Source organism: Sphingomonas jinjuensis, assembly GCF_014197105.1.
GTDB lineage: Bacteria > Pseudomonadota > Alphaproteobacteria > Sphingomonadales > Sphingomonadaceae > Sphingomonas > Sphingomonas jinjuensis.
On sequence record NZ_JACIEV010000006.1, the window covers coordinates 113,849 to 139,515 of the forward strand.

Genomic DNA, 25,667 nt, shown 5'->3' on the forward strand with positions numbered 1-25,667 from the left:
CTCTTCATCAGACGTCGTGTTGCGCTCGACCACGTCTTGGCCCCAAGACGTAGTGGGGGAGCATGCATGATAAGTCGTATATCGATCAGAAACTTTCGCTCGATCGCCAGCGCGGATGTCGACGCCAATTGGATCACCACGCTCGTTGGCGCGAACGATGCGGGAAAGTCGAACGTGCTACGAGCGCTCAACCTGTTTTTCAACGGGCGCACGACAGCTGACGAACCGTTCGAGTTCGCACGCGACTATAATCAGTTCGCGGCTGTCCGACAGCGCAAGGCGCCCCAGATCGAAGTAACGATCATCTTCGATCTGCCCGAGGGCTATCATCGCGACGATTTGCCGACGCAGGTCGAGTGGCGGAAAGTCTGGCGGCGTGGCGGCGAAGTTCGCGACTTGGAGCAGAGGCGCTTCGTGGGCGGGGCTGAATTCCCTCCGCGCAGCAGAATTCCAGCTTTGCTCGATCGCGTTCAGTTCACCTATATCCCGGCTATCAAGGACAAGGCGTTCTTCGCCGATCTACAGGGGCGGCTCTATGACGTGCTGTCTTCGGTGGCGGAGCAGCCGCTGAAGGATTCTGCCGGCGCTTTCCAGGCGCAGCTTGGCGAGCAATTGCAGGAGTTGCTGGACACGCTGCAGGGTACGTTTGGGGCGGAGGCGACGATGCGGCTGCCCGAAAACCTGCGCGAGATATTCGAGAATCTCGAAATTAACTCTGGAGAGGTGCCGCTGCCGCGTCGCGGCGACGGCATCAAGATTCGACACATTCCAATGATGCTGCGATTCATCGCCGAGAAGCGTGATACGTTGATGTCTCAGGGCGGCGTCCGCTACACGCATCTGTGGGGTTTCGAGGAGCCTGAAAACAACGTCGAGATGTCGGCAGCGTTCAAGATGGGGAACGGCTTCGTCGATCTCATTGCCGATAGCGACCGGTTCCAGCTGTTCGTGACGACGCATTCGCCTATCTTCTATCGGCTCGACCGCCAACGGCCCGAGGCGGCGGGATGGATCACCTCGCATTTCGTTTCCAAGGACGGGCACGAAACCGTCATTCAGACACGCGCACACGACGACGTGGACGAAAGCATGGGGCTGATGCCGATCGTGGCGCCCTATGTCGCGGAGGCGAAGAAACGCTTTGACGACATGGAGGCGCAGCTCGCCGCCGTTCGCGACATTGCCGCCCAACGGCGACCGACGATCTTTATCGAAGGCGAGAGCGACCGGGTGGTCTTGACGCGCGCATGGGAGGTGTTTGCGGACGTGCAGCTCGAACGCGTGAATATCTGCGCAGGCGATGGTGCGTATGGCGGAGCGTCGGCGCTGGGCAGTCGGGCGCTGGCCTGGATGCTGACACTGCGTCATCGCCCGACGGCGGACCGGGTGAGAGCGGCGGCGCTGTTCGACGCCGATGCCAGCGGCATCGCCGCGCGTCGATCGCTGGGGGATGAGATGACCCGGCTGGACCTTGGACACCTTGGCTTGCGCGTGTTCCAACTCGACATGCCGGTGAGGTTGCGTCATCTGGCCCGGATGGGGTTCAATATCCCGGTCGATCTGGAGGCAATGTATACCGACGTGGTGTGGGATCGCGCCGGGCAGCGTGAATGGCTCGAGGATCGTGGCAACCTCGGCCAGCCTCTCACGCAGCGCCTGATCGAAAGGATGGCGGCCGGCGCGCCTAATCCTTTCGCTGCGCTGATCCCGGAAGATGCCCGTAGGCTGCAGCGAACATTCAACGACCGCGGTAAGCGTGCGGCATCGCGAATGATTGCCAACCTGCGTGATGAGGCAGCGGAGGCAGAGCTGGAGGCGTTCCGCCCGACCATCACGAGTTTGGTGAGCCACCTGTTCCCACCTGCCGCCCGCGCCCAGCAAGCCTCGACGGAGCCAGCTGCAGAAGCAGAAGGTTCCAACTGAGCTTACGCGCGTCGTGGCGAGCCGGTGTGATCACGGCAAGCGCGCTCGCCCCTCACCGGTCGATCGCGCCCATTCGCGCAGGAACTGCTCGCGGGTCAGGCGGTCTTGCAGAACGAGCAGGGCTGGGCCGACGCGGATGGCGCGTTGGGAGGTGGCGGGGATCGTCAAGGCATCGACGGGCGGCATGTCGGGGCGGACCGAGGGCATGCCGCGGGCGGCGAGGTGCGCCTGGCCTTCGCGCGACAGGAGGAAATCGAGGAACAGCCGCGCGGCATCGGGATGCGGCGCGGTGCGGGGGATGACCGCGATGCGCGAGGCGAGCAGCGTGTAGTCGGCGGGCAGGACGACGGCCACGTCCGGGTTGCGGCGACGCTCGGCGACCGCATAGGAGCCGAGGACGTTGTAGCCGATCACCGAGCGGCCGGCGGAGACGTCGGCGATCACCTGCTCGCTGGTCGGAAACTTGCGGACGCCGTTGACGCCCAGCGCACGGACGATCGGCCAGGCGAGGCGGCTCGCGGCGACGTCCTGCGACAGATAGAGATAGCCGACCGCCGAATTGGCGATGTCGTAGGTCGCGACCCGATCGCGAAGCAGCGGCAGCCGCGCTTCCAGCACGCGCAGCAGCTCAGCATGGCTGCCGAAGCGCGCGTCGGCGGGCAGCAGCCGGCGATTGTAGACCATGACGATCGGCTCGGCGGTGACGCCCCACGCCTCGCTCTTCCAGTTCGCCCAGCTCGGCAGGGCACTGCCCTGCGGCGAGGCGTAGCGGAGCGCGTGGCCGTCGTTCACCAGCTTGATCTGAAGGTCCATCGCCGAGGTCCAGACGATGTCGGGCATCGTCCCGCCCGACCGGGCGCGATCCTGGACGAGGCGGTGGATCGGCAGCGCCGGCATTTCGACGTAGCGGAGGCGAATGGCGGGATGGCGGGCGCGGAAGTCGGCGAGCAACTCGCCGACGACGGGCCGGTCGGTCGACGACCAGATGACGAGCTGTCCTTCGCGCTCCGCCCGCGCCGCGACGCCCGCCGGTCCATCGCCGCCAACCGCACCGCAGGCCGCCAGCAGGAACGGCATGACGAGGGCGAACAGGCGGCGCATGGTGCAATGATCCGTTGGCGTTACCTTAAGTCAATGCCAAGGTGCGCCGATGGCTCGCATCCTGCTCGTCGAGGACGACGCCGCGCTCGCTCGCGGCATGGCCGCCATGCTGCGCGGCAAAGGTCATGCGCTCGACGTCGTGACGGACGGCGAGGGGGCGCTCGCGGCGGCGGCTGACGAGCCCTATGCGCTCATCCTGCTTGACCTGGGGCTGCCCGACCTCGACGGGATCGAGGTGCTGCGCCGCATCCGCCGTGCGGGCAATCGCACGCCGGTGCTGGTGCTGACCGCGCGCGATGCCGTCGGCGATCGGATAGCGGGGCTCGACAACGGCGCCGACGATTATGTGCTGAAGCCGTTCGATCCCGACGAACTGGAGGCGCGGGTGCGCGCGTTGCTGCGCCGGTCGACCGGCGAGGCGACGGCGACGACGACGATCGGCGCGCTGGTCCTCGATCCGGCACGCGGGGTGGCCACGCTGGCGGGGCGCGACCTGGCGCTCAGGCGGCGCGAATGGGCGGTGCTGGAGCGGCTGGCGGCGCGGCCGGGCAAGATCGTGTCCAAGGAGCGGCTGGCGTCGGAGATCTTCGGCTATGACGAGCCGGTCGCGCCCAATGCGGTCGAGGTCTATGTCGCCCGCCTGCGCCGCAAGCTGGAGCCCGACGGCCCCGCGATACGGACGATGCGCGGGATGGGCTATCTCCTCGACGCGAGCTGATGCCGGCGCGCGCGATCCTCGACACGCTCACCGCGCGGGTGCTGGCGGGCGTCGCGCTGCCGATGATCGCGGTCGCGCTGGCGCTGGGCGTCGGCGGCACGCTGGCCATTCGCGCGACGGTCGATGCGGTCAATGATCGCATCCTCGATGCGGCGGCACGCGGCATCGCCGACTCGCTGACGGTGGAGGATGGCGCCGTCGCCCTGGATCTGCCGCCGACGATCTTCGGGATGCTCGAGAATACGGCGCGCGACAACGTCTACTACGGCGTCCGCCAGGACGGCCGGGTGTTGACCGGCTATCCCGACCTGCCGCCGCTTGCGCCCGCCGCCGACGCAGACGCGCCGCGCTTCGCCGATGGCCGCTATCTGGGGCGCGACGTCCGCCTGGTCGTGCGCACGCGGCGGTTGCCGGGGATCGCGCGGCCGCTGGTGGTGCAGGTCGCCGAGACGCTCGACGCGCGCGCCGCCGACGTGCGCCGGCTGCTGTTGGCGCTGGTCGCGCTGGAGGCGGCGCTGATCGTGCTGGCGGTACTATTGCTGCCGCTGTCGGTGCGCTGGGGGCTGCGGCCGGTCGTGCGGCTGCGCAGCGAGCTCGACCGGCGTGCGGCATCGGACCTGACACCGTTGCCCTTGGCCCGGGTGCCCGGCGAGCTGCGCGATCTGGTCACCGCGTTCAACGCGCTGCTCGCGAGGCTGGGCGAGGCGATCGGCGCGATGCGGCGCTTCACCGGCGATGCGTCGCACCAGATGCGCACGCCGCTGACGATCCTGCGCACGCATGTCGCCGCGCTGCGGACGCTGCCGCCGGGCAGTGCGGAGGCGCGCCAGTCGATCGAGGATATCGACGCGGGGTCGGTCCGGCTGGCGCGGCTGATCGCGCAGCTGCTGGCGCTCGCCCGTGCCGACAATGCGATAGCGGGCGAGACCGCGATCGAGCGCGTCGACCTTGCCGCGATCGTTGCCGCGGTGGTCGGCGAGCAGGAGGACGCCGCGGCGGCCGCCGGCGTGACGCTGACGGTGGGCGGGGCCCCGCGCGAGGCACTGACCGCCCCGGCGCTCGCGATCGAGCTGTTGTCCAACCTGGTCGACAACGCGATCCGCCACGGCGGGCCGGGCACGGTGCGCGTGCTGCTGGAGGAAGGGCCGGCGGTGGCCGTCGAGGACGAAGGGCCGGGCATCGCGGCGGGCGACCGCGGCCGCGCGGTGGAGCGCTTCACGCCGATCCGCACGCGCGGCGGCGCGGGCAGCGGCCTTGGCCTGTCGATCGCGCATGCGCTGGCCGGCGCGATCGGCGCGACGCTGACGCTGGAGGACGGATCGAGCGGTCGTGGCCTGCGCGCGGTAGTCCGTTTCACCACGCCGCCCGCGAAAGCTTGGTGACAGCTTCGCGCGTTAGCGTCCCGGAATGGCGGCATCGTCCCATGTGGCGATGGACGACCAGGGGGAGGAAGATCGCGGACGGCGGATCAGGGCCGGCGCGGTCGTGCTGAAGGATCACGTCGCCGCATGCTGTCGCTCCTCGCCTTTCTGATGGTGACGACCTTCATGGTCCTCATCATGACCGAGCGATTGTCGGCGCTGCTCGCGCTGATCATCGTGCCGACGATCTTCGCGTTGATCGCCGCGGCGCTGCTGGGGCCGGCGGAGCAGGGGCTTGGCGCGATGATGCTCGCCGGGGTCGCCGCGCTGGCGCCGACCGGGGTGATGCTGGTCTTCGCGATCCTGTTCTTCGGCATCATGATCGACGTCGGCGTCTTCGATCCGCTGATCAAGGCGATCGTCCGCGCCGTCCATGGCGATCCGGTGCGCATCCTGGTCGGCTCGGCGCTGCTCGCGCTGATCGTGTCGCTCGATGGCGACGGCGCCACCACCTACATGATCACCACCGCGGCGATGCTGCCACTGTATCGGCACATGAAGATGGACGTGCGGATGCTCGCCTGCGTCGTCATCATGGCGGGGGGCGTGATGAACATCCTGCCCTGGGGCGGGCCGACCGCGCGTGTCATCAGCGTGTTGAAGCTCGATGCGGGAACGATCTTCGTGCCGCTGATCCCGGCGATGCTGGCGACCGCGGGCTGGGTAATCTTCGTCGCCTATCGCTTCGGCCTGAAGGAGCGTGCGCGGCTCGCCGCGCTGCCTGCCGATGCGATCGACGAGGATGCGGCTGCCGGCGAAGTGATCGCGCAGGATCCCGACAGCCATGTCGAGGCACGCCGCCCGCGGTTGTTCTGGTTCAACGCCGCGCTGACCGCCGCGCTGCTCGTGGCGCTCGTCGCCGGGCTGATGCCGCTGCCGGTCCTGTTCATGCTCGCCTTCGCGATCGCAATGGGTGTGAACTATCCTTCCTTGGCCGAACAGCGCGAACGGTTGGCTGCGCATGCCGGCAATGCGCTGGCAGTCGGGGGGCTGGTGTTCGCGGCGGGTATCTTCACCGGTATCCTGTCGGGCACCAAGATGGTCGACGCGATGGCGGCGACGGTGACCGGCGCGATCCCGCCGGCGATGGGGATCTACCTCGCGCCGATCACCGCGGCGTTGAGCGCGCCCTTCACCTTCTTCATCAGCAACGACGCCTTCTATTATGGCATGCTGCCGATCCTGGCCGAGACGGGCCGCGCCTATGGTCTGACGCCGGCGGAGATCGGCCGCGCCGCGCTGGTCGGACAGCAAGTGCATCTGCTCAGCCCACTGGTCGCGTCGACCTATCTGCTGGTCGGCTTCGTCGGTATCGAACTGGGCGAGCATCAGCGGTTCACGCTGAAATGGGCGCTTGGATCGTGCGTCGTGTTCGCGATCGTTGCTGTGCTGACCGGTGCCTTTCCGCTCGTGGCGCGGCTTGTCTAAGGTCATCGGCTGGGCGCTGCTGATCGCGGTCACCGCGCTCGTCACGACCGTGCTGCAGGCGCTGGCGGTGCCGGCGGCGCTGCTGCTGGGGCCATTGCTGGCGGCGATCGGCGTGGCCGCGATCCGGCCGGGGCTGGCGATGCCGCACTGGACGGTGACGGTGGGGCAGGCGGCGGTCGGCTGCGTCATCGCCGGGGCGATGGCGGACGGCATCGGACCGGGCGTCGCCGCGCGCTGGCCCTTGTTCGCGGGCATTGCGGCATCGACGATCCTGCTGAGCGGCGGCATCGGCTACACGCTTGCCCGGATGCGCGTCGTGCCGGGGACGGTGGCGGTGTGGGGATCGATGCCGGGCGGTGCCGCGGCGATGGTATTGATGGCGGAGGCCGATGGCGCCGACGCGCGGCTGGTCGCGGTGATGGTCTATACCCGCGTGCTGGTGGTGACGATGTCGGCGACGGCGCTGGCGGCGCTGCTCCGCGCCGATCCGACGTCGGCGGCACGCGTCGTGCCGGCGGCGATAGTGCTGCCGACGCTGGCGGTGGCCGTCGCGGGCGCAGCACTGGCAATGGTGATTCGCTGGCCGGCCGGCACCCTGATCGTGACGATGGGACTCGGTCTTGCGGTGGAGGCGATGGGGCTGGGCAGGCTTGCAGTGCCCATGCCCGCGACGGTAGCGGCCTTCGCGCTGATCGGCTGGCGGATCGGCCTCAGCTTCACGCGTGACGCGCGTGGCGCAGCGTTGCGGATGCTGCCGCGAGTCGCGCTGGCGTCGATCGCGCTGGTCGCGCTGTGCGGCGGTATCGCCTTGATCCTGCACGCGGTATTCGGGATCGACCCGCTCACCGCCTGGCTCGCGACCAGCCCCGGCGGGCTGGAGAGCGTCGCGATCATCGCGACGTCGCTGCCGGTCGATGCGCCGTTCATCATGGCGGCGCAGACTGCGCGCTTTGCCGCGGTGATGCTGATCGGCCCGGCCATCGCGACCTTCCTGGCGCGGCGCGCACGACAGCGTACGGCGGCGGCGACGCGGTGACAGGTTGGTGACAGCAAAGCCGTGGTTTGTGCGTGCAGTCGGGGCAAGCCGGTATCGGCACCACCGTCATAACAAGGGCGCAGCAAGATGCGTCGACAAGGGAGAGGGGTTCGATGCGCCACCAGCGCCTGCGCCACACGCGTGCCTATTTCGCCACCACCAGCCTGATCGCGCTCGCCGCGCTGGCGCTGCCGACCGCCGCTTCGGCGCAGGCCGTGCCGCCCGCGCCGACCACGCCGGTCCAGGGCACCGCCCCTTCGGCGGTGGAGGCCGCGCCGTCGTCGATCGACGCCACCGAGCCGCAGCAGGGCGAGACGCTGGCGCCCGAACCAACCGGCCAGCCGGGTGAGGTCGGCGGCGACATCATCGTCACCGGATCGCGCATCGCGCGGCGCGACTATCAGTCCAATTCGCCCATCGTGACGATCGGCGCCGGTGCGCTGGAAGGCGCGGGTCAGCCGACGCTCGACCGCGCGATCGGCCAGCTGCCCCAGTTCAGCGCCGCCCAGGGCCTGGCGCAGGTCGGCGACGTTCAGGCGCGCACCGGCTTTGCGGGCGGTCAGGCGTACAGCGATCTGCGCGGCCTCGGCTCGAACCGCTCGCTCGTGCTGGTCGACGGGCGCCGCCCGATCGCGTCGAACCCCAACGGCTCGATCGACCTCAACACCATCCCGATGGTGATGATCGAGAATGTCGAGATCATCTCGGGCGGCGCCTCGGCCACCTATGGTTCGGACGCGATCGCGGGCGTCGTCAACTTCAAGCTGCGCCGCAAGTTCAACGGCATCGAACTCGGCGGCCGCCTCGGCGGCACGACGCAGGGCGACGCCGCCAACTATCAGATCACCGCGCTCGCCGGTGGCAGCTTCGCCGAGGATCGCGGCAACGCCATCTTCGCGTTCGAATATTCCGATCGCGCGCGCGTCAGCGGATCGGAGCGGCCGTTCTTCCGCAACATCCGCCTGCTCGCCCGCCCGCCCGAAGGGCTGATCGAGAACGGCCTGTTCGGTGGCCAGCCGACGGTCGCGGCGGTCAATGCGTTGCTCGCGACCTATCCCGGCACGACGCCGCTCGCCGCGACGAGCAACGGGCTGTACAATGGCGCGATCGGCTTCAACACCGACGGCACGATCTTCACCCAGAGCGCCGGCAACAACTGCGTGCAGAATTACCGCGGCCTCAATTCGGGGCTGCTCGGGCTGCGCCAGACCGCCGACTGCCGCCAGATCGCGGTGGCGCTGGGCAATTACTTCTCGATCCAGGTGCCGCTCGAGAAGTTCAACGCCGCCGCCAAGCTCGATTACGACTTCGGCGACGTGACCGCCTATGGCTCGTTCAACTTCATGCATTCGAAGGCCGCGGACAGCAGCGCGCCGGGATCGACCGGGCCGGGCAAGTATCTGACCGTTCCGATCAACAGCCCGTTCGTGCAGAATAATGCGGCGCTGCGCACGCTGCTCGCCAGCCGTGCCAATCCGAACGCGGCGACCAACCTGTCGGTGACGAAGCTGCTCACCGCCTCCGGCCCGCGCTCGCAGACCTTCGCTTATGACGTCTACCAGGGTGTCGCTGGCCTGCGCGGCAAGATCCCCGGCACGAAGCTCGACTTCGACGTCTATGGCTCGCTGGGGCGGACGCAGTTCACCAACGTCCAGTTCAACGACACCAGCCGCGCCAACATCGCGCAGGTGCTGAGCGGCACCGCCAATTACTCGGGACCCGCGGGCACCTGCATCGGCTATGCCTGGAATCCGTTCGGCAACAACGCCTTCAGCGCCGGCTGCCGCGAGTTCATCGTCCGCAACAACACCAACATCAACGAGACCCGCCAGGCCGTGATCGAGGGTACGGTGACCGGCGCGCTGTTCAAGCTGCCCGGCGGCGACGTCGGTTTCGCGGTGGGCGCGGCCTATCGCAACAACAGCTTCGCCTATCGTCCCGACAGCGCGCTGATCCGCGGCGACACGCCGTCGTTCGACAATATCGTCGCGACCAGCGGCCGCCAGCGGGTGAAGGAGGTGTTCGGCGAGCTGGAGCTGCCGATCCTCGCCGACATTCCGTTGATCCAGAGCCTGAGCACCAACCTGGGCTATCGCCGTGCCAACTATTCGGGGTTCGGCAGCGTCGATGCGTATAAGGCGGACCTCAGCTATCGGCCGTTCCGCCAACTGCTGATCCGCGGCGGCTATCAGCGCTCGATCCGCGCGCCCAGCCTGGGCGAGCTGTTCGCGCCGACGACGATCGGTTCGGTCAACATCGGCGCGGTGCCGGGGGCCGGCGATCCGTGCGACAGCCGCAGCGCGATCCGCGCGAGCGGCAATGCCGCACAGGTGCAGCAGCTGTGCCTGGCGCAGGGCGTGCCGGCGGCGATCTATCCCACCTTCACCTACGTCAACGATACCGCATTCGGCAGCACCGGCGGCAACCCCAACCTGACGCCGGAGAAGTCGGACAGCTACACCGTCGGTGCGGTGTGGAGCCCGCAGTTCGCGACCCCGATCTTCCGTTCGTTCAACGTGTCGGTCGATTACTACAAGATCAGCATCAAGGATGCGATCGGCACGGTGGCGCTGACCAGCATCCTGCCGCGCTGCTTCAACTTCGACGGGCTGAGCAACCCGACCTATTCACTCAACAACGTGTTCTGCCAGCAGGTCACGCGCGATCCCAATTCCGGCGCGATCTCGTTCGGTCGCGAAGGCGCGCTCAATCTCGCCACCTATCGCACCGACGGCATCGACGCGCAGTTCGACTGGGGGATCGGGCTGGAGGGCTTCGGCCTCAAGGGCGAGCCGGGCGCGCTTCGCATCAACTCGGTCGTCACCTATATCCGCAGCTTCGAGGTGTCGTCGCTGCCCGGGTCGCCGGTGCTCGATTACGCCGGCAGCATCGGCAACGCGTCGGTCAGCCCGCAGATCTCGCATCCCAAGTGGAAGGCGGTGACCTCGCTCGGCTACAGCAACGGCGCGTTCGGGATCACCGGCCGCTGGCGCTACATCGACAAGATGATCCATCAGGATCGCGTCGTCAGCCCGACCGCGACGACGCCGGGCGTCCCGGCCTATAGCTACTTCGATCTCGACATTTCCTTCTCGGTCGCCGAGCGGTTCCAGTTCACCGCGGGCGTCACCAATATCGGCGACAAGGGGCCACCGTTCGTCAGCGGCCAGCCGCTGACGACGGACTCGGCGACGTACGACATCATCGGCCGGTCGTTCTTCGTCGGTGCGAAGGTGAAGTTCTGATGCGGCGCTTCTCCCCGCGGATCGTCCCGCCGCGGGGGGACGTGGCGTGAAGCTGCTGGTGCTGCCCGGCGACGGCATCGGTCCCGAAATCGCTGCGGCGACAGTCGCGGTGCTGAACGCGGCCAATGAGCGGTTCGGATTGGGACTGACGCTGTCGTCGCACGAGATCGGGCTCGCCGCGCTCAGGACACAGGGCACGACGTTACCCGACACCGTCGTCGCGGCCGCGGCCGCGGTCGACGGTGTCGTCCTGGGTCCGGTATCCCATTACGACTATCCACCCGCGGCGCAGGGCGGGATCAACCCGTCCGCCTTCTTCCGCACCCGCTTCGCGCTGGGTGCCAACATCCGCCCCGCACGGGGGCGGCCAGGCCTGTCGCTGCTTGGCGATCGGCTGGACCTCGTGATTGTGCGCGAGGGGACCGAGGGCTTCTACGCCGATCGCAACATGTATGCCGGTGCGGGCGAGTTCATGCCCGATCCCGATACCGCGCTGGCGGTGCGCAAAATCACCGCTGCGGCGTGTCGCCGGGTCGCGGTGGCGGCGTTCGAATTGGCGCGCAACCGGCGGCGCCGCGTGACCGCGGTCCACAAGGCGAATGTGCTCAAGCTGTCCGACGGCCTGTTCCTGCGCGTCGTCCGCGAGGTCGCAGCCCGCTATCCGGACGTGACGCTCAACGAGGTGATCGTCGATGCGGCGGCGGCGCTGCTGATCCGCAGCCCGGAGCGTTTCGACGTCATCGTCACCACCAACATGTTCGGCGACATCCTGTCCGACGAGGCATCCGAACTGTCGGGCGGGCTGGGGCTAGGCGGCTCGATCAACGTCGGCGACGCGATGTGCGTGGCGCAGGCACAGCACGGCTCCGCCCCCGATATTGCCGGGCAGGGCATCGCCAACCCGGTGTCGCTGATCCTGTCGGCGGCGATGCTGCTAGAATGGCATGGCCGCGCAACAAACGACGGGCGCTTTGTCGACGCGGGCCGCGCGATCGAGCGGGCGGTCGACGCTACGCTCGCCGACCCCGTCGGCCGTACCCTCGATCTCGGTGGCGCGATCGGCACGGCGGCGTGCGGCCAGCTGATCGCTCGGATCATCAAGGAGACGATATGACCACGCCGGCACGCACCGCCTCGACCGGATTGCGGCCCGTCGAGCCCTCGATCGCAGACCGCATGCGCCGCGACCTTCGCGGCGAGACCGACGAGACGCTGACCGAGCAGTTCGGCATCAGCTACAACACCTGGCGCAAGATCCGTAGCGGCCAGGCAATCCGTGAGTCGCTGGCGGCGCGGATCGAGGATCGACTGAGGTAGGCGCTATCGAACCTTGCGCCGTGCTCGCGTGTTGGAGCGCCATGAACCGCGATCTGCAACGGGGCCGGCTGTCGCCAGCATGGGACGGCCAACCTTCTACATCCCGGATGAACCGTCGCCGCTCCCGCTGGCGCTTGGGTGTCGCGGCGCTGGTGCTGCCCGTAGCCGGTTGCGTGCCGACGCCGCGACATGCCGACCTGGCCGCACTCGGCCCGACCTTCGCCCCGGAGGTTTTCTTCGCGGGCAAGACGGTTGGCGAAGGCATGCTGCGGGTCGTCTTCTCGCATGCCAAGCCGGTCCATGTCGAAGGGCAGGGCCGGACGGGGCCCGACGGCACGCTGACGCTCGTCCAGCGGGTGGAAGAGCAAGATAAGCCGGCGCGCATGCGGAGCTGGCGGCTCCGCCAGCGCCCGGACGGCGGCTATGATGCCACGCTAAGCGATGCGGTCGGGCCGGTCGATGTCGAGGTGCAGGCGAACCTGTTGCACATCCGCTTCACGATGAAGGGGCGGCTCGGCGTGGAGCAATGGATCTATCTCCAGCCCGATGGGCGCAGTGCGCTCAACCGCATGGTGGTGCGCAAGTTCGGTATTCCGGTCGCGGCGCTGCACGAGACGATCCGGAAGATCGGATGAGCGTGCCGGCATCGTTGACGGGAAGGGGTCGTCGTGCCGTGCTGGCGATGGCGGCGCTGCTGGCATCGGCCGGCTGCACGCCGTTGTCGCTGTTCGACACGGTCGTACCGAAGGATCGCGGCGGCGTGCTCCGCGCGCAGGGGGTGGCCTATGGCGCCGACCCCCGGCAGCGGCTCGACGTCTACGGGCCGCGGCAGTCGGGCGAAACACCGCGGCCGGTGGTCGTCTTCTTCTATGGCGGCAGCTGGAACAGTGGCGATCGCGCGGGCTATGCCTTCGTCGGGCGGGCGTTGGCAGCGCGCGGCTTCGTCGTCGTCATCCCCGATTACCGGCTCGTCCCCAAGGTGCGCTATCCTGCCTTCGTCGAGGACGGGGCGGCTGCCGTCCGCTGGGCCGGGGCGCATGCCGCGGACTATGGCGGAGCAGGCAACCGGCTGATCCTGATGGGGCATTCGGCGGGTGCCTATATCGCCGCGATGCTCGCCGTCGACGAGCGCTGGCTTGGACCCGCTCGGGCGAACGTGAAGGGGCTGGTCGGGCTGGCCGGCCCCTATGACTTCGTGCCCTTCGACGTCGACGCCAGCCGTGCCGCGTTCGGCGACTGGCCACGCCCCGCGGAGACGCAGCCGATCACTCATGCGGGGGTCGGCGATCCGCCGGCCCTGCTGGCCTTCGGTGCCGACGACGAGACGGTGCGGCCACGCAACAGCGAGGCGCTGGCTGCGCGGCTTCGCGCCGGCGGCGTCCGCGTCGAGTTGCGTGGCTATGCCAAGGTCGGCCATGTCGGCCTGCTGCTGGCGATGGCGCGTCCGTTTCGTGGCCGGGCACCCGTCCTCGACGACGTGACGCGCTTCGTTTCTGCAACCCGATAGCAGGCCGGCGACCCGATCAGGCCGATGCACCGCCGTCGATGTTGAGCGTCGTGCCGGTGATGTAGCTAGCATCCGGCCCGGCGAAGAATGCGACCGCGCCGGCGATCTCCTCGACCCTGCCGTAGCGGCCGAGCGGGATGGCGCCGATCATCTGCTGCGCGAACTCGCTGTCGGCGGGGTTCATGTCAGTATCGATCGGTCCCGGCTGCACCGTGTTTACCAGGATGCCGCGCGGCGCGAGATCCTTGGCCCAACCGCGAGCGAGCGCCGCCACCGCCGCCTTGGTCGCGCTGTAGACCGAGGTTGCCGGGAAGGCCTTCTCGCCGGAAATGCTGCCGATCAGGATGATCCGCGCGCCACCGGCGAGGTGTGGCAGCGCGGCGCGCGTGCCGACGTGCAGGCCCTTCACGTTGACGCCGAACTGACGGTCGAAGGTTTCGTCGCTGTCCTCGGTCACCACCGAAAATTCGGCGACGCCGGCGTTATGGACGAGGATGTCGATGCCCCCCAATGCCGCCGCGGCCTGTGCGACGCCCGAACGTTGCGACGACGGATCGGCGGCTTCCGCCTGAAAGGCATAGGCGGTGCCGCCGGCGCTCTCGATCGCTGCGACGGTAGCGTCGGCTGCGGCCTTGTTGCCCGCGTAGGTAATCGCGACGGTTGCGCCATCGGCCGCCAGCCGCTTGGCGATAGCCGCGCCGATGCCGCGCGACCCGCCGGTGACGAGCGCTTTCCTGCCCTGAATCGACATGTGAATTCTCCAAATTGACGCCCGCGATCACGAGGTGGTGCGCTGTCGGCAGCGGCAAGATGGATGTTCATTTCGACAGTTCAAGAACATCGAACTATTAAACCGTATCGATCGTCCCTATATCCCGTCCATGCCCCGTTTCACTCATCCCAGGCTGGAGGACGTGCCGCTCGACCTAGCGCTGCACGCGTTGGCGGATCCCAATCGGCTGGACATGGTCGCGCGGCTGGCCGCGACCGAGCGGCTGAGTTGCACCGACGCCGCGCCGTGCGACACGATCCCGAAGAGCACGCTGTCGAACCACCTGAAGTTGTTGCGCGCGGCGGGGCTGATCGAGACGACGCAGGCGGGGCGCGAGATGATCAACACGCTGCGGCGATCGGACTTCGACCGCCGATTTCCGGGACTGCTCGACGCCGTGCTCGCCTCCCGGCCGGGCTGAGCCGGCGCCTGATGTTCAGCGGCGCTGGCCGTCGCTCTTCGCTCGCTCGGTGCCGAACGGTTCAGCGGCATTCCACGTCGGCCAGTTGGTCCCTTCGGCGATCTCGCGGCCGAGGGCGTAGGCGACGCTGCCCTCCTGCGCCGCGCCGGTCATGTCCCAGCCGGGGTTAAACTCGTCGCAGGTCTGGTGATAGCATTGCGCGTTGAAGCGCGCCCGCTCGCGCTCGCCGGCTGCCAGCCCGCCGTTGACCAGATCGCGACCGGCGCGAAAATAGACGCCCGGCACGCCCTTCAACGCCAGCGCATAATGGTCGGACCGATAGTACCAGCCTGCCTCGGTATTCTCCTCGGGCACGATCCGCAGACCCTGCGCCGCGGCGACGCGCGCCAGGTCGGCCTCCATCGGGGTACGCCCGACGCCGATCAGCTCGAGGTCGTGGGTGCGGCCCAGCACGACATGCGGATCGAGGTTGAACTGCGCGGCGGTGGTGTCGAGCGGCAGGACGGGATGATCGGCGTACCAGCTGGCGCCGAGCAGCCCCTTTTCCTCCGCCGTCCAGAGCGCGAAGACGACCGAGCGGCGTGGCCGCTTGGCGGCGCTGTAGGCGCGCGCGATCTCGAGCAGCGTCGCCGTGCCGGTGCCGTTGTCGACCGCGCCGTTGCGGATGCGATCGGCGGGCGGATCGAAGTCGTTCTCGCCATAGGCATCCCAATGCGCGCCGTAGAGGATGCTGCCGGCGGCGGCATCGGTGCCGGGCAGGATGCCGACGATATTGTGACTGACGACCCGCGCCAGGCTGGTGCGCGTCGTGCCCGAGAAGCTGACGCCCTTCAGCTCGACGCCGGTGAACGCGGCCGACTGCGCGGCCCGCTTGGCAGCGGCATAGTCGAGCCCGCCCTCGCGCAGCATCGCGACGCCGATGTCGTTGCGCAGCGTCCCGCGGATGCCGAAGGCGGGCGGCACCGTGCCGGTGTCGAGCGCATAGCCCGGCACCGCGTCGCCCTTGGCCAGCTGCAGCCAGGGATAGCTCGACGGGAAGGTATCGTGGATCTGGAAGAAGGCGACCGCGCCGCGCTTCTGCGCTTCGGTCAGCTTGGTGCGCGCCGCCGGGCTCGACGCGCGCCCGCCGAAGCCCAGGTCGCGCCCCGCCTCGACGTCGGGATCGCCCGCGAGCGCGACCACCACCTTGCCGCGCACGTCGAGGCCCCGATAGGGATCATAGCCGAGCTTGGGTTCGACGATGCCATAGCCGACGAACACGACCGGCGCGTTCGTGACGGTCGACGCGCCGACGATACGTGACGAGGCCGCGATCTCGACGCCGGGCGTCAGCGTCCGGGCCTTGCCGCCCAGCGCAATCAGGAACTCGGCCTTCTCGCGCGTCCAGCGGAGCAGCGGCACCCGCTGGCGATAGCCGTCGTCGCCGCCCGGCTTCAGCCCGAGCGATGCGAAACGCTTTTCGAGGAACGCGAGCGTCACCGTCTCGCCGACCTGCGTCGGTCCGCGACCGTGGAAATCGTCGCCGCTGAGCGTGCGGACGTCCGCCTTGATACGGTCGGGCGACAGGATGGGCGCAGCCGGATCGGTGGCGGCGGTGAGAGCGAGGAGCAGGGGAAGCGATAGCCAACGGTTCATCGCGTGATGGTGACCGCTGGCGGCGTCGAGTGCAACCCGCGTCGAGACGATGTGGCGGCGCGGCCGATGTCCCGCCGGTTCGTTTTTCGCCGAGCTCAAGCCACGGAAATGGCGAGGGATTATGCTAGGTTCGGCACCATTGACCTCACCCTGTCGCGCCTATGCCTCGGTCGCATGAGCAGCGCGTGCAGCTTCGCCGGGCGACACACGCCGGCAACGCCAGAGGCGGAATGAGGGCATCGACGAATGGCTGGATTGCCACGCTGGTGACCCCTACGGGAGGAGCAATGTGGAGGGATAAAGACTGAGAAACAACGACTTAGCTCAACCTCAAGTCGGTCGTTTGTACCACCTGTGTACCTTGATGAGAGTTTAAAGATAGCGTGCCCCGCTGGATGGTCAATCAGTTCCACTATGCCGCTTTTTGGTGGTAAGCGGAACGTCTGCTTACGGCGGCGGCTGCTCGCATGTTGCCATTCCTTAACCAGTAAGGACTGCGGTTGAACGCCTACCGGTGAGGCACCTTCGTGCAGCGGTTGTCAGGATGGGGATCAAGCAACAGCTGTCGAGAGGTGCCAGCAAGCGCGTTTACGCCGGAACGCGAAATAGAGCCGCGCGCACGCCGGCCCCGCAGCCCATCCGCGGAGACGAGCACGCAAATTATTTCCTGAACAGATTGATCCGAATGTCGTCGTCCAACAGCCCGCCCCGCTTCCACGAGGAGATGAAGCCGCGCGCCTTCAGCCAGGTGGCGAACCGGATGTTGGTCTCGCTGCCCTCCAGCCTGGGGGTCGCCCACCCCGGTCCGATCTCCGGCAGCGGCGGCGGCAGCTGGCTCAGCAATCCGCGCACCTGGCCGTCATCCAGAAGGTGATGCAGCATGTTGAGCAGGCCGATCTGCGCTTGGAGAGGCCGGACGTGCTTGATCGCCGCCCGGGCGCCGTCGAGGTCGAGGTTGTCGACCGTCACCCCTGTGCGCAGGAGGATCCCGCCCACTGCGGCTGCTCGCGCCGGCTCCCCGTCGAGCGCGCCCAGGTCCATCGAGCGGATCACCTCGAGGCGGTTTTCGTCGGAAATGTCGGTCGCGAGCAGCTTCTCCCGGAAGTCGTCGTCCAGGTCGCAGTCGTCCTGAACGGCGAGGAACTCGTCGATGTTGTTCCTGGCGAAGGCGACTTCGGCCGTTCGGTCTTCGTTCAGGCGTGTAAGGGCGCTGCCGGAGAACTCGACGCGGTTCCGGCCGGCCAACAGCCTGATCTTCTCCGGATTGATACCGTCCGGGAAGGCGGTGAGCTTTCGGGGGAGCGCTTCGGCGTAGGCGGCATAGGCGGCGTCGCTCAACGCGTCGTTCTTGATGAGGAACTCGCGCAGCGGTAGGGCCGCCTCGCCGTCGGGAACTACTTGCCGAGAAAGCGTCGCCACTGCTTCCGCCGAGTTGAGGAAGTCGGTGAGGACGCTCTCGTTGAAGGTGCCTTGGATAATGAATGCCAAGCAGTTCTCCCAAGTCGCTTCGATCTTCCTAATCTCGAAGAGCACCGGTGTGAAAGCCGCGGGAACGTCGTCCAGAGTGGGGAGGCTGGCTGTCTGGCGCTCCAGAAATCTGACGATCAATCGCTCGTCGACGTCGGTTCGCGTCACGATGCGGCGCATGGCGGCGACGTTCTCCAGCCGGTTATCGGGCAGGCGGAGAAGCACGGCTTCGAGATATTCGTCGAAGCGATCCTCGATCCGGGCCAGCAGCGGGGCGCTCCCGGTCTCAAGGGCGAGCGTGTAGTTCTGCTCGTGCGGTCTAGCATCTTCTGCGATCGCCAGGACGGCCCGGAATACGAAGTCGAGGTTCCTGATCGAGAGTTCGTACAGGCCTCCGTCGAACAGCACGCGCACGAAGCCGGGATGGGTCTCGAGAGCCGAGACGTCCACGATCTGCAGGGGCAGCGAGTGCAGGCGTTCCGGAGGGAAGCCGATCCCGAGGGCGAGGACGTCGGGCAGCCTTTCTGAGAGAAAGGCCGGTAGTGCCGGGTGCTCGTCGGCGAGCCGGCTTAGCAGCTCCTCCGGCAGATGGCTCATCATCTGTGCGACGTGCGCGAGGCTGGCCGGATCTGTGCGACGTGCGCGAGGCTGGCCGGACTGCCCAGGACCGCGTCGATGAAGCCCGGCCAACCACTCCCCAGTTTCGCGAGCAGCGTGGGGACCGCCGCGCCGCGCGCGTAGTAGGTCTCCAGGAACTCCTCGCACGCGGGGAAGTCGGATGCGACGTAATCCAGGAACCTGGCCGTGTGCCCCGGATATGTCGTCGTGTTGCCAAGGAGGCAGTCCACGATCCGGGCGTTCAGGACGTAGTTCCGGCCGAAGTCGTCATCGCGCATGGCGGCGATGACCTCCCTGGGATTGTCGATCTGAAAATCCGGCTTCGGGTTGCCGTAGCCCCGGATGCGGATCAGGAACCTGTTGTCGCTCGGCGAGAGCCGGCCTGAGTGGAACAGCGAGGTGTACTGATAGTGGGTGTCGTCCAGATACCCTTCGAAGACTAGAAAGCGGGCGAGGTCTGCACCCTCGCCGAATGGCTCGAATAGGTCGTTGAGGTCTGCCGCGCCTTCGCGGATGGTCTCGTTGAACCTTGCCAGGCGGACCCCGCCCAGTTTGACGCGGAGGTCGGCGATGTTCCTTGCGGTCGCGTCCCGGGAGGCGGTCGACTTCCGCTCGACCTCCTCCGTGCGCTGCTGGAGGGTCCTGCCCGAGCCCACCTCCTGCTCCAGCCCGGTGAACTGCACCCGCTGCTGGCCGCCATTCACGCTCCTTACGTAAGCGTGACTCGAGGCCAGGATCTCGTCCAGGCGGTCGCTCCGGGACAGGGCGGTGAGCCAAATCATGTTGCCCTGGTTAGTCCCGATCTGCGTGTAGCCGTCGGGGACCCGCTCGATCACAGCCATCGCGTAGCTCCTGCGCAACTCCGCAAGGTCGGTGGGCAGTTGCCGGTCGGTCTCGTCCAGGAGCGCTTCGAGGCGGGAGATCTCGCCCGCGTACCGGGCCTCGACTGCCGTGACGTATTCGTCGCGACGGCGCAGGACCCCTGCGAGATTGCCTCGACCGCGATGGAGATGCTCGAAGTCGCTGGGGAAGACGTTTTTGTAGATCAGGATCGCGAGCAGCTTGTTCGGATCCAGATCGCCCTCGCTCCCGGTCTCCAGGTTGGCGGCGTAGATGGCGTACTCGTTGAAGATGTTCCGGATCAGTCTGAGATCGTCCAGGTACCTGGAAACTTCCCGCAGGAACTGCTGGTTCAGCCTGTCGCCTATCGAGAGGCGCTTCACCTGCTCCAGCACCTTGTCGATGGAATTGGAGCTGTTGATGATTGGAATGACCGGGATGATGAACTCGAAGAATTTTGTGCGGTCCGTATTCGCGAACATGTCGTCGCGGAGTGCGTAGAGGAACCGGACCGGTCGCCTGACACCCGAGTTGGCGTTAATCAGGCTGTTGATCTCGCGCAGTGTGACGAAGATGTCTGGGTTTTCGAATCTATCGAGGTCCTCGATGACGACGAGGTCGTATCGCGTGGACTGGAAGAAGTAGATAATTTCGTCTAGGTGGCGGTTCAGGATGGACTCCTCGGTCGTCGCCGTGGGCGTGATCTCGATGTCCTTCAGCGAGATGCTCTTTAGGGAAATGCCGAAGCTGGCGACGTAGATGCGATGGCAGACCAGCCAGATAAATGCGCCCGCGATCACGATCCCGAGCAGATTAAACCAGTACGTCGGGCCGAGCGGCTTGAAGTAGGCGCCCGAGAGGACGGTCGCGCGGCTCTGCATGAGGTGCCAGCAGGCGATCAGGCCGAGAGCCGTGAACAGGGAGACGAAGGCCGACCACCGCCCGGGCGACTGGATCCGCTTGAACCTCGAGAGCGGGAGGCGGTTCGCGTCCGCCCCGTAAAGCATCTGCTGGAGGATACTCCGCTCGATCTCCTGTCGGCTCGCCTTTGGTGCGCCGGAGACCGTTTCGGGAAGGAAGGCGGCTAGTGATATCTGCAGGACCGGGTGTTCGTATCTTAGCAGGAACGACTTGATGATGCTGCTCTTGCCCGACCCGTAAGGTCCGGTGAGGGCGATGTTCATCACGCGGGGGTTCTCAGTCGCATCGGTCAGGGCGGCCCCGTATACGCCGGCCGCATCGGCCTCGTCGGTCGGGGCGAGGTCGACGAACCGGGAATTGTGCCCCGTTTCCGCCGCCGGCCGACCGACCCGGGCCGCGGCCCCGATGAGCCAACCGGCCAACTTCCTGCGAAACTCCACCAAGCCGACGATACTCCAAGAACGGTTGCGGGCCACGCTCACCTTAGAGCGCGCAATTGCCGGTACCAAATTCTAGGTTGATGGGCTCGCATTGTCGCAAGCTGGAGGTAAGCGGCTTGAACAAACAGGGATCAACGCCATATTGGCGCGGCCTGTGGCGTAAGCGAAATCGGTGGGGGTGCCGAACCTGCAGGGGTAACGCAGGGAGGCGATCATCAGCAGGGCCGACGACTTCAAGACGCTGTTCTCGAACATCGCGATCGACAATGAGGCGACGATCTCACTTCGCTATGGCGAGGTCACGCGCGCGTTGAACCTGGAGTTCCGCGCCACTGAGTCCCGAACAGCCAACAGCCTCCAGGTGGGGTCATATGGTAGGTGGACCGGCATCCGGGGCATCTCCGACCTGGATATGCTTTACATCATGCCGGCGGGCTGCTGGTCCGACTACAAGGACGGTGGGCAGTACAAGTTGCTCCGCAAGGCGGCCGACGCGATCCTCGCCCGCTACCCCAACACCGAGGTCTATCCAGACACGTTGGTGGTCGTCGTCAAGTACGCCAACTTCAAGATCGAGGTTCAGCCCGTCTTCGAGGACGAGAGCGGCTTCTGGTATCCATACACCAAGAACGGCGGCAGCTGGCGGCTCACCAAGCCGAGGGCCGAGCTGACCGCCACGAGGCAGATTGACGACGACAAGAATGGCAACCTGCGTCGGCTGTGCAAGATGGCGCGAGCTTGGAAGAACAAGCACGGCGTGGCCATGGGCGGCCTGCTGATCGACACCCTGGTACACAACTTCCTGCTGTCCACGTCCGACTTCGACAAGACCACCCACTACTCGTGTGGTCAGATGATGCGTGACTTCCTGGAGTATTTGGCCGACCAGCCTAAGCAGGACCGCTACGCGGCGCTGGGCAGTGGTCAGCACGTCAAGGTACACAAGCGGTTCGAGGCCAAGGCCAAGAAGGGGTTGGAGCTGGCCGACAAGGCGCTGGAGGCGGGCGAGGAGGCTAAGGCCAACAATCGCTGGCGCAAGCTGTTCGGCAGGGCCTACCCGCTGTCTGACACCACCGAGGTCAAGAAGGCCTACATCGCGGAGGCTGGCTACACCGCAGAGAACACCGAGGAGTTCATCGAGGATCGCTTTCCCGTGGACATCAGGTACACGCTCCGCCTTGAGTGCGAGGTGTCACAGCACGGGTTTAGGACCATCCTGCTGAGGGCGGGCAGGGGGCTGGGCCTGGGCCGCCTCAAGGTGTTCAAGTCCAAATCACTGCAGTTCTGGATAGTGGACCAGGACATCAAGGGCATCTACCACGTCTATTGGAAGGTGCTGAACCGGGGGCCGGAGGCGATCAGGCTGGATAAGATACGCGGCCAGATTGAGGCCGACAGTGGGTCGAAGATGAAGAAGGAGCGCTCCGACTTCCGTGGCGAGCACATCGTCGACTGCTACGCCGTCCAGGACGGTGTTGTGGTCGCCAAGGACCGCATTCACGTCCCCATCGTAGATCAGTCGGAGCAATGATGGACAAGGACCTGCTGCTGAGAACCATAGCCGAGAAGGGCTATGACGTGGGCTTCGGCGCGAAGAAGACGTTCGCTACCTACGACATCATAGGCAAGGGGCCGGGCTGGGTGGGCCTGATCTCGGGCGCGGTGGGGATCTTCGCCCTTATCTTCGAGCCATTGTCCGCCAAGGTGCCATCGGCGATCCTGCTCATCGCGGGCTTCGCCAGCGTATATCTCTCGTTCTACCGAGCCGAGGATTATGAGAAGGCCGCCAACAAGCTGCTATCTCAGTATAACAGATTGAAGGCTCTCTACCGCAGCGTTCAGTCTGGTCAGGACACGGTCGCTGCAAAGGCTGAACTCGATGTCATTGATGCGGAATATTACGCTACCACGATTGGTCGGCAGGTATTTTTAAGCGGCTGGTATGCACACTACAAGCTGTTCGCCGAATCGCAGATTGGCTGGATGGACGAACAGCTCCACTTTACGTGGAAGGACAAGTGGCCCGTCTCCGCACGGATTACGATCCTAATTGGCCTGCTGGGAGTCGGTGCCGGAGTTATTTGGCTAATAGCGAAGAGGTCATTCTGCTAGGCTGGGTTCTTACGTGTAGCAGACATGCGTCGCCTGAACAAAAGACTACCCACGGTCTGCGTCCTCAACAGAGATGAACAAGCGTCCGCTTTTGAAAAGGGGCAAAACACTGTTGAATGACCAGGGTTGGGTCTGCCCGGTACGGGAGCTGCCGGTCGGCTCACGACCAAGACGTTTCAATGGCCGATACACAGGTTCGAAGGAGAGCTGCAAATTCAGGCTGCCTCGCTGTCAGGATTGCGATCGATCGCGGGCCAAGCCGGCAAATGATCGAGGTCAGCGAATTCGGCACCCAGCAGCCGGTCGTTGATTTTGGGAAACAGCCGTGCAGCCGTGTCCCAGATCAGAAAGCCAGCGACGATCTGCAGCGTTTCAGCGCGGATTTTACCGAGCGCAGTCTGGAGTGAGGGCCGGGTCAGCACATGCCGTGCGGCTGTCCCAGCAAGCATGGTCTCGATCAGATCAGCGTAGCGCTTAATTAACTCGCCGGAGAGACACGCGTTGAGCATCTCCAGCCGGGGATGGTCGCTCTTAAGCGAGTCAGATAGACCTGCTCGCGACCCATCACGGCGCTGCGCTGGATCTAAAACAATATCGCCATCAGGTCTAAGAAGTGCGGGCCACCGCGCCGCGGATGCTGGCGATACCGAAGCATGCCCTCACCACGAGCGCGGACAACCCCTCTGCTAGCCCAACCCCCAACGAGCACCCGACCGTTCTTCGCCCGCCCAACCATCTCTCGCGCCAAGCATATGATCGCGCTCGTAGTCGTTGATCTCACCGAGGTTCGCAAGATGCCGGCGCAGCGCTATCCGGCTCACCCCCAGCTTGTCCGCCAAAATCGAGACGCCGCGGCTCAGACTTGCAAGCGTCGTTGCGGTCGGTCGCTTCGCACGAGTTGTCGGCATGAGCAGCATGGCAGCGAACGCGTTGGCGCGTTGCTCGACCGAGGGCGCGGCCCAGGGCGTACTGCTGTGCGCGAGCGGCCGGGCGCGTTGTCGGTCGAACAGGATATGGCAAAGTTCGTGCGCCTCGGTGAACCGGCGGCCTAGGCCACGGTTCATCGGATGGTCGAGATTGACGAGGATGGTTGGACGCAGCCCCGCCCCCGCCAACGCGACTCCGCGCGGACCCTGCTCTCCGAGCTCGACGTTGCGCACGCAGATCGACAGGCCGTGCAGCAGCTCCTCAAGTTTCGTCCGGGGGGCGTCCGGGTCGGGATCGGCCTCATCGAGCACATCAAGTGCGAGCGCGTAGCCGGCCTCGAACGGCGAGGTGCTGGTCCAGGCAGGATCGTCGTAAACCAGCTCCGACAGGTTCTCCGGCTCCCGGTCCTGGGTTTTGGCATTATAGAATTCGGTCAGCAAGGTCACCGCCGCTTCCTGCGAAATCTGGGGTGTGAGGTCCCCAAACATCGCAATCTCCGGCGCAAGTATTCCAAGCCATGCTCCGTCGATCACAGGACGTGCTTTGCCGAGTGCATCGAGCCCGGCAAAGAGCTTGTTCGACAGCGGTCCGGCCTCGCGCCGTGAGTCGAGATACCAGTGAAGGGGCTCGAGGCCCGATTGCCCATCGGCAATACAGCGCCAGGTCTCTCTAACCTCGTCCGACCAAGGCGCACGCGCGACCGAAGGCTGCTCCAGGAACCAGTCGATTGCTGCGGAGAGAGCCTCCCCGACATCGTCGACCGGCACGCGTGCGCGCCCGTCTTCCAGAAGGAAGGTCGCGCTCTCGCCGCCTGGCTGCAGTCGGTCGCCCCAGCTCAGTTCGAGTTCGTCGCCGACCCGCTGAAAGAAGATGTCGGGCACCAGTCCGCCTTCGGCGGCCGAACGCAACGCGTGGCGGCTGGCCCAATCCTGCCATTTCCGGAAGCGCTCGCTATCGCCCGATAGCTCCATCATCGCCAGATAGGCGAGGCGCGCCCAGCGTGGACGACGGTCTCCCCAGCCGGTTTCGGGTGGCAGGTGCGTTTCATGGAAGAGTGGCGTCCACGAGCCCACCAGCCAACGGATTAGCGGTGCCAGGAACCATCTTACCTCTTGCACCTCGACGGGCCCGTCGGCGGTGTCGAGCTGAAGACGGCAAAAGTTGACGTCACCGACCCACAGTCGCCAACCACCCCAGGAACCGACACTGTCTTCGGGCACGCTGCGGTCGGGCTGCTCGGACGCCAGGCACAATTCGAGCGCGAAGCTCGACTTGTCGCCGAAGAGCCTGAACTGATTCTCAACCGCCAACGAGTCGTCCTCCAAAAGCGTCACGCACCTGTCTTCTGGTCTTATAGCTCCTAAGATCGCGCTTGCTTATCGCTTTTTCTGCGAGCCATTTCTGCTTGAGATCGAAGTCCATCCGGTCCCAAGCCTCCGGATAACCGTGCCACAGCATGCCCTCCTCGATCGCGCGCGTCCGCCGTCCGACGAATCCAACACCGTCCCGCGTCGCCTGCAGCGCACTGCCGACCACTTCCGCCTCATCGAGGAGGTCCTGTGCGATCGCTACGCTCCATGCCGGACATTTAACCCCGGGATTGTCGGCGGTGATTGGCTCGCAATGCCGCGGGCTTGGCTCGTAGATGCGCGTGTCGTCAGGCATGGCGCAGACCTAGGTGATTTCGAGCCGGTAGCAAGCCAAGCTGCCGTTTGACCTATCCCGCGCCGCCAGCAGAACCATTGCCAAAATGCAGTTCCCAGCGGCCCCGGGCCACCTTCAACCAAAGCAACTTGCCTGAACGATCGTCCGCTTCCG

The 25,667-nt window shown here is 66.3% G+C and carries 21 protein-coding genes; 13 read left to right on the forward strand and 8 right to left on the reverse strand.

The features are described from left to right. Positions 1–66: 66 nt before the first annotated feature. Entirely contained in the window at positions 67–1,923 is a 1,857-nt protein-coding gene (locus tag GGQ80_RS11420; RefSeq protein ID WP_183984884.1) for an ATP-dependent nuclease, read from the forward strand. A 30-nt stretch (positions 1,924–1,953) separates the two neighbouring features. Here the strand turns inward: GGQ80_RS11420 and GGQ80_RS11425 are convergent, their stop codons facing one another. Continuing rightward, positions 1,954–3,024, reverse strand: a complete 1,071-nt coding sequence (locus GGQ80_RS11425; RefSeq protein ID WP_183984886.1) for an ABC transporter substrate-binding protein — start codon at positions 3,022–3,024, stop codon at positions 1,954–1,956. A gap of 49 nt (positions 3,025–3,073) precedes the next feature. Here GGQ80_RS11425 and GGQ80_RS11430 point away from each other — a divergent pair, with 49 nt between their 5' ends. From GGQ80_RS11430 to GGQ80_RS11470, 9 genes are all read left to right on the forward strand, one after another. Continuing rightward, positions 3,074–3,742, forward strand: a complete 669-nt coding sequence (locus GGQ80_RS11430) for a response regulator transcription factor (protein WP_183984888.1) — start codon at positions 3,074–3,076, stop codon at positions 3,740–3,742. After that, complete coding sequence (locus GGQ80_RS11435) at positions 3,742–5,124, forward strand: sensor histidine kinase (RefSeq protein WP_183984890.1); 1,383 nt, start codon at positions 3,742–3,744, stop codon at positions 5,122–5,124. The genes GGQ80_RS11430 and GGQ80_RS11435 overlap by 1 nt, the downstream gene beginning before the upstream one ends. Positions 5,125–5,250: 126 nt before the next feature. Then, a complete protein-coding gene (locus tag GGQ80_RS11440; protein WP_183984892.1) occupies positions 5,251–6,591 on the forward strand; it encodes a CitMHS family transporter in 1,341 nt (446 codons plus the stop codon). Then, the gene (locus tag GGQ80_RS11445; RefSeq protein ID WP_183984894.1) at positions 6,584–7,627 is read left to right on the forward strand and encodes an AbrB family transcriptional regulator; all 1,044 of its coding nucleotides are present in this window, start codon (positions 6,584–6,586) and stop codon (positions 7,625–7,627) included. Before GGQ80_RS11440 ends, GGQ80_RS11445 begins: the two co-directional genes overlap by 8 nt. 113 nt (positions 7,628–7,740) lie before the next feature. After that, complete coding sequence (locus GGQ80_RS11450) at positions 7,741–10,872, forward strand: TonB-dependent receptor domain-containing protein (RefSeq protein WP_183984896.1); 3,132 nt, start codon at positions 7,741–7,743, stop codon at positions 10,870–10,872. Positions 10,873–10,918: 46 nt separating this feature from the next. Next, on the forward strand, positions 10,919–11,986 hold the full coding sequence (locus GGQ80_RS11455) for an isocitrate/isopropylmalate family dehydrogenase (protein WP_183984898.1): 1,068 nt from the start codon (positions 10,919–10,921) through the stop codon (positions 11,984–11,986). Beyond that, a complete protein-coding gene (locus tag GGQ80_RS11460) occupies positions 11,983–12,189 on the forward strand; it encodes a hypothetical protein (protein WP_183985172.1) in 207 nt (68 codons plus the stop codon). Before GGQ80_RS11455 ends, GGQ80_RS11460 begins: the two co-directional genes overlap by 4 nt. A 107-nt stretch (positions 12,190–12,296) precedes the next feature. Further along, a complete protein-coding gene (locus GGQ80_RS11465) occupies positions 12,297–12,824 on the forward strand; it encodes a DUF3833 family protein (RefSeq protein WP_221364345.1) in 528 nt (175 codons plus the stop codon). Then, the gene (locus GGQ80_RS11470) at positions 12,821–13,696 is read left to right on the forward strand and encodes an alpha/beta hydrolase (protein WP_183984902.1); all 876 of its coding nucleotides are present in this window, start codon (positions 12,821–12,823) and stop codon (positions 13,694–13,696) included. Before GGQ80_RS11465 ends, GGQ80_RS11470 begins: the two co-directional genes overlap by 4 nt. Positions 13,697–13,712: 16 nt before the next feature. On the opposite strand, the gene GGQ80_RS11475 is transcribed toward GGQ80_RS11470, so the two are convergent. After that, positions 13,713–14,447 carry an SDR family oxidoreductase gene (locus GGQ80_RS11475; protein ID WP_183984904.1) on the reverse strand — a complete coding sequence of 245 codons (735 nt, stop codon included), beginning with the start codon at positions 14,445–14,447 and terminating at the stop codon, positions 13,713–13,715. Between the two features lie 130 nt (positions 14,448–14,577). On the opposite strand from GGQ80_RS11475, the gene GGQ80_RS11480 reads away from it, so the two are divergent. Further along, positions 14,578–14,889: an ArsR/SmtB family transcription factor gene (locus GGQ80_RS11480; RefSeq protein ID WP_183984906.1), complete on the forward strand. Its 312-nt coding sequence runs from the start codon at positions 14,578–14,580 to the stop codon at positions 14,887–14,889. A gap of 15 nt (positions 14,890–14,904) precedes the next feature. Here GGQ80_RS11480 and GGQ80_RS11485 read toward each other — a convergent pair whose 3' ends face one another. From GGQ80_RS11485 to GGQ80_RS11495, 3 genes are all read right to left on the reverse strand, one after another. Then, positions 14,905–16,524, reverse strand: a complete 1,620-nt coding sequence (locus GGQ80_RS11485; RefSeq protein WP_183984908.1) for a M28 family peptidase — start codon at positions 16,522–16,524, stop codon at positions 14,905–14,907. 660 nt (positions 16,525–17,184) lie between these two features. Then, positions 17,185–18,588 carry a hypothetical protein gene (locus GGQ80_RS11490; RefSeq protein ID WP_183984910.1) on the reverse strand — a complete coding sequence of 468 codons (1,404 nt, stop codon included), beginning with the start codon at positions 18,586–18,588 and terminating at the stop codon, positions 17,185–17,187. Continuing rightward, a complete protein-coding gene (locus GGQ80_RS11495; RefSeq protein ID WP_221364346.1) occupies positions 18,588–20,846 on the reverse strand; it encodes a YobI family P-loop NTPase in 2,259 nt (752 codons plus the stop codon). The genes GGQ80_RS11490 and GGQ80_RS11495 overlap by 1 nt, the downstream gene beginning before the upstream one ends. A 178-nt stretch (positions 20,847–21,024) precedes the next feature. Between GGQ80_RS11495 and GGQ80_RS18755 the strand changes: the two genes are divergently transcribed. Together GGQ80_RS18755 and GGQ80_RS11505 are read left to right on the forward strand one after the other, a co-directional pair. Then, positions 21,025–22,341 (forward strand): nucleotide-binding domain-containing protein, encoded by a 1,317-nt coding sequence (locus GGQ80_RS18755; RefSeq protein ID WP_183985153.1) that lies wholly within the window; start codon positions 21,025–21,027, stop codon positions 22,339–22,341. Beyond that, the gene (locus GGQ80_RS11505; RefSeq protein ID WP_183984914.1) at positions 22,341–22,922 is read left to right on the forward strand and encodes an SLATT domain-containing protein; all 582 of its coding nucleotides are present in this window, start codon (positions 22,341–22,343) and stop codon (positions 22,920–22,922) included. Before GGQ80_RS18755 ends, GGQ80_RS11505 begins: the two co-directional genes overlap by 1 nt. Before the next feature lie 215 nt (positions 22,923–23,137). On the opposite strand, the gene GGQ80_RS11510 is transcribed toward GGQ80_RS11505, so the two are convergent. The 3 genes from GGQ80_RS11510 to GGQ80_RS11520 form a co-directional block, all read right to left on the reverse strand. After that, the gene (locus GGQ80_RS11510) at positions 23,138–23,431 is read right to left on the reverse strand and encodes a hypothetical protein (RefSeq protein ID WP_183984916.1); all 294 of its coding nucleotides are present in this window, start codon (positions 23,429–23,431) and stop codon (positions 23,138–23,140) included. Positions 23,432–23,608: 177 nt separating this feature from the next. Beyond that, complete coding sequence (locus GGQ80_RS11515) at positions 23,609–25,183, reverse strand: ImmA/IrrE family metallo-endopeptidase (protein ID WP_183984918.1); 1,575 nt, start codon at positions 25,181–25,183, stop codon at positions 23,609–23,611. Beyond that, entirely contained in the window at positions 25,149–25,514 is a 366-nt protein-coding gene (locus GGQ80_RS11520; protein ID WP_183984920.1) for a hypothetical protein, read from the reverse strand. Before GGQ80_RS11520 ends, GGQ80_RS11515 begins: the two co-directional genes overlap by 35 nt. Positions 25,515–25,667: the final 153 nt, after the last annotated feature.

What these genes read in the sequence shown, in the direction of transcription:
- GGQ80_RS11420 (WP_183984884.1), top strand. Translation starts at nt 67, where the DNA reads ATGATAAGTCGTATATCGATCAGAAACTTTCGCTCGATCGCCAGCGCG.
- GGQ80_RS11425 (WP_183984886.1), bottom strand. Translation starts at nt 3,024, where the DNA reads ATGCGCCGCCTGTTCGCCCTCGTCATGCCGTTCCTGCTGGCGGCCTGC.
- GGQ80_RS11430 (WP_183984888.1), top strand. Translation starts at nt 3,074, where the DNA reads ATGGCTCGCATCCTGCTCGTCGAGGACGACGCCGCGCTCGCTCGCGGC.
- GGQ80_RS11435 (WP_183984890.1), top strand. Translation starts at nt 3,742, where the DNA reads ATGCCGGCGCGCGCGATCCTCGACACGCTCACCGCGCGGGTGCTGGCG.
- GGQ80_RS11440 (WP_183984892.1), top strand. Translation starts at nt 5,251, where the DNA reads ATGCTGTCGCTCCTCGCCTTTCTGATGGTGACGACCTTCATGGTCCTC.
- GGQ80_RS11450 (WP_183984896.1), top strand. Translation starts at nt 7,741, where the DNA reads ATGCGCCACCAGCGCCTGCGCCACACGCGTGCCTATTTCGCCACCACC.
- GGQ80_RS11460 (WP_183985172.1), top strand. Translation starts at nt 11,983, where the DNA reads ATGACCACGCCGGCACGCACCGCCTCGACCGGATTGCGGCCCGTCGAG.
- GGQ80_RS11465 (WP_221364345.1), top strand. Translation starts at nt 12,297, where the DNA reads ATGAACCGTCGCCGCTCCCGCTGGCGCTTGGGTGTCGCGGCGCTGGTG.
- GGQ80_RS11470 (WP_183984902.1), top strand. Translation starts at nt 12,821, where the DNA reads ATGAGCGTGCCGGCATCGTTGACGGGAAGGGGTCGTCGTGCCGTGCTG.
- GGQ80_RS11475 (WP_183984904.1), bottom strand. Translation starts at nt 14,447, where the DNA reads ATGTCGATTCAGGGCAGGAAAGCGCTCGTCACCGGCGGGTCGCGCGGC.
- GGQ80_RS11480 (WP_183984906.1), top strand. Translation starts at nt 14,578, where the DNA reads ATGCCCCGTTTCACTCATCCCAGGCTGGAGGACGTGCCGCTCGACCTA.
- GGQ80_RS11485 (WP_183984908.1), bottom strand. Translation starts at nt 16,524, where the DNA reads ATGAACCGTTGGCTATCGCTTCCCCTGCTCCTCGCTCTCACCGCCGCC.
- GGQ80_RS11490 (WP_183984910.1), bottom strand. Translation starts at nt 18,588, where the DNA reads ATGAGCCATCTGCCGGAGGAGCTGCTAAGCCGGCTCGCCGACGAGCAC.
- GGQ80_RS11505 (WP_183984914.1), top strand. Translation starts at nt 22,341, where the DNA reads ATGGACAAGGACCTGCTGCTGAGAACCATAGCCGAGAAGGGCTATGAC.
- GGQ80_RS11510 (WP_183984916.1), bottom strand. Translation starts at nt 23,431, where the DNA reads ATGCTCAACGCGTGTCTCTCCGGCGAGTTAATTAAGCGCTACGCTGAT.
- GGQ80_RS11520 (WP_183984920.1), bottom strand. Translation starts at nt 25,514, where the DNA reads ATGCCTGACGACACGCGCATCTACGAGCCAAGCCCGCGGCATTGCGAG.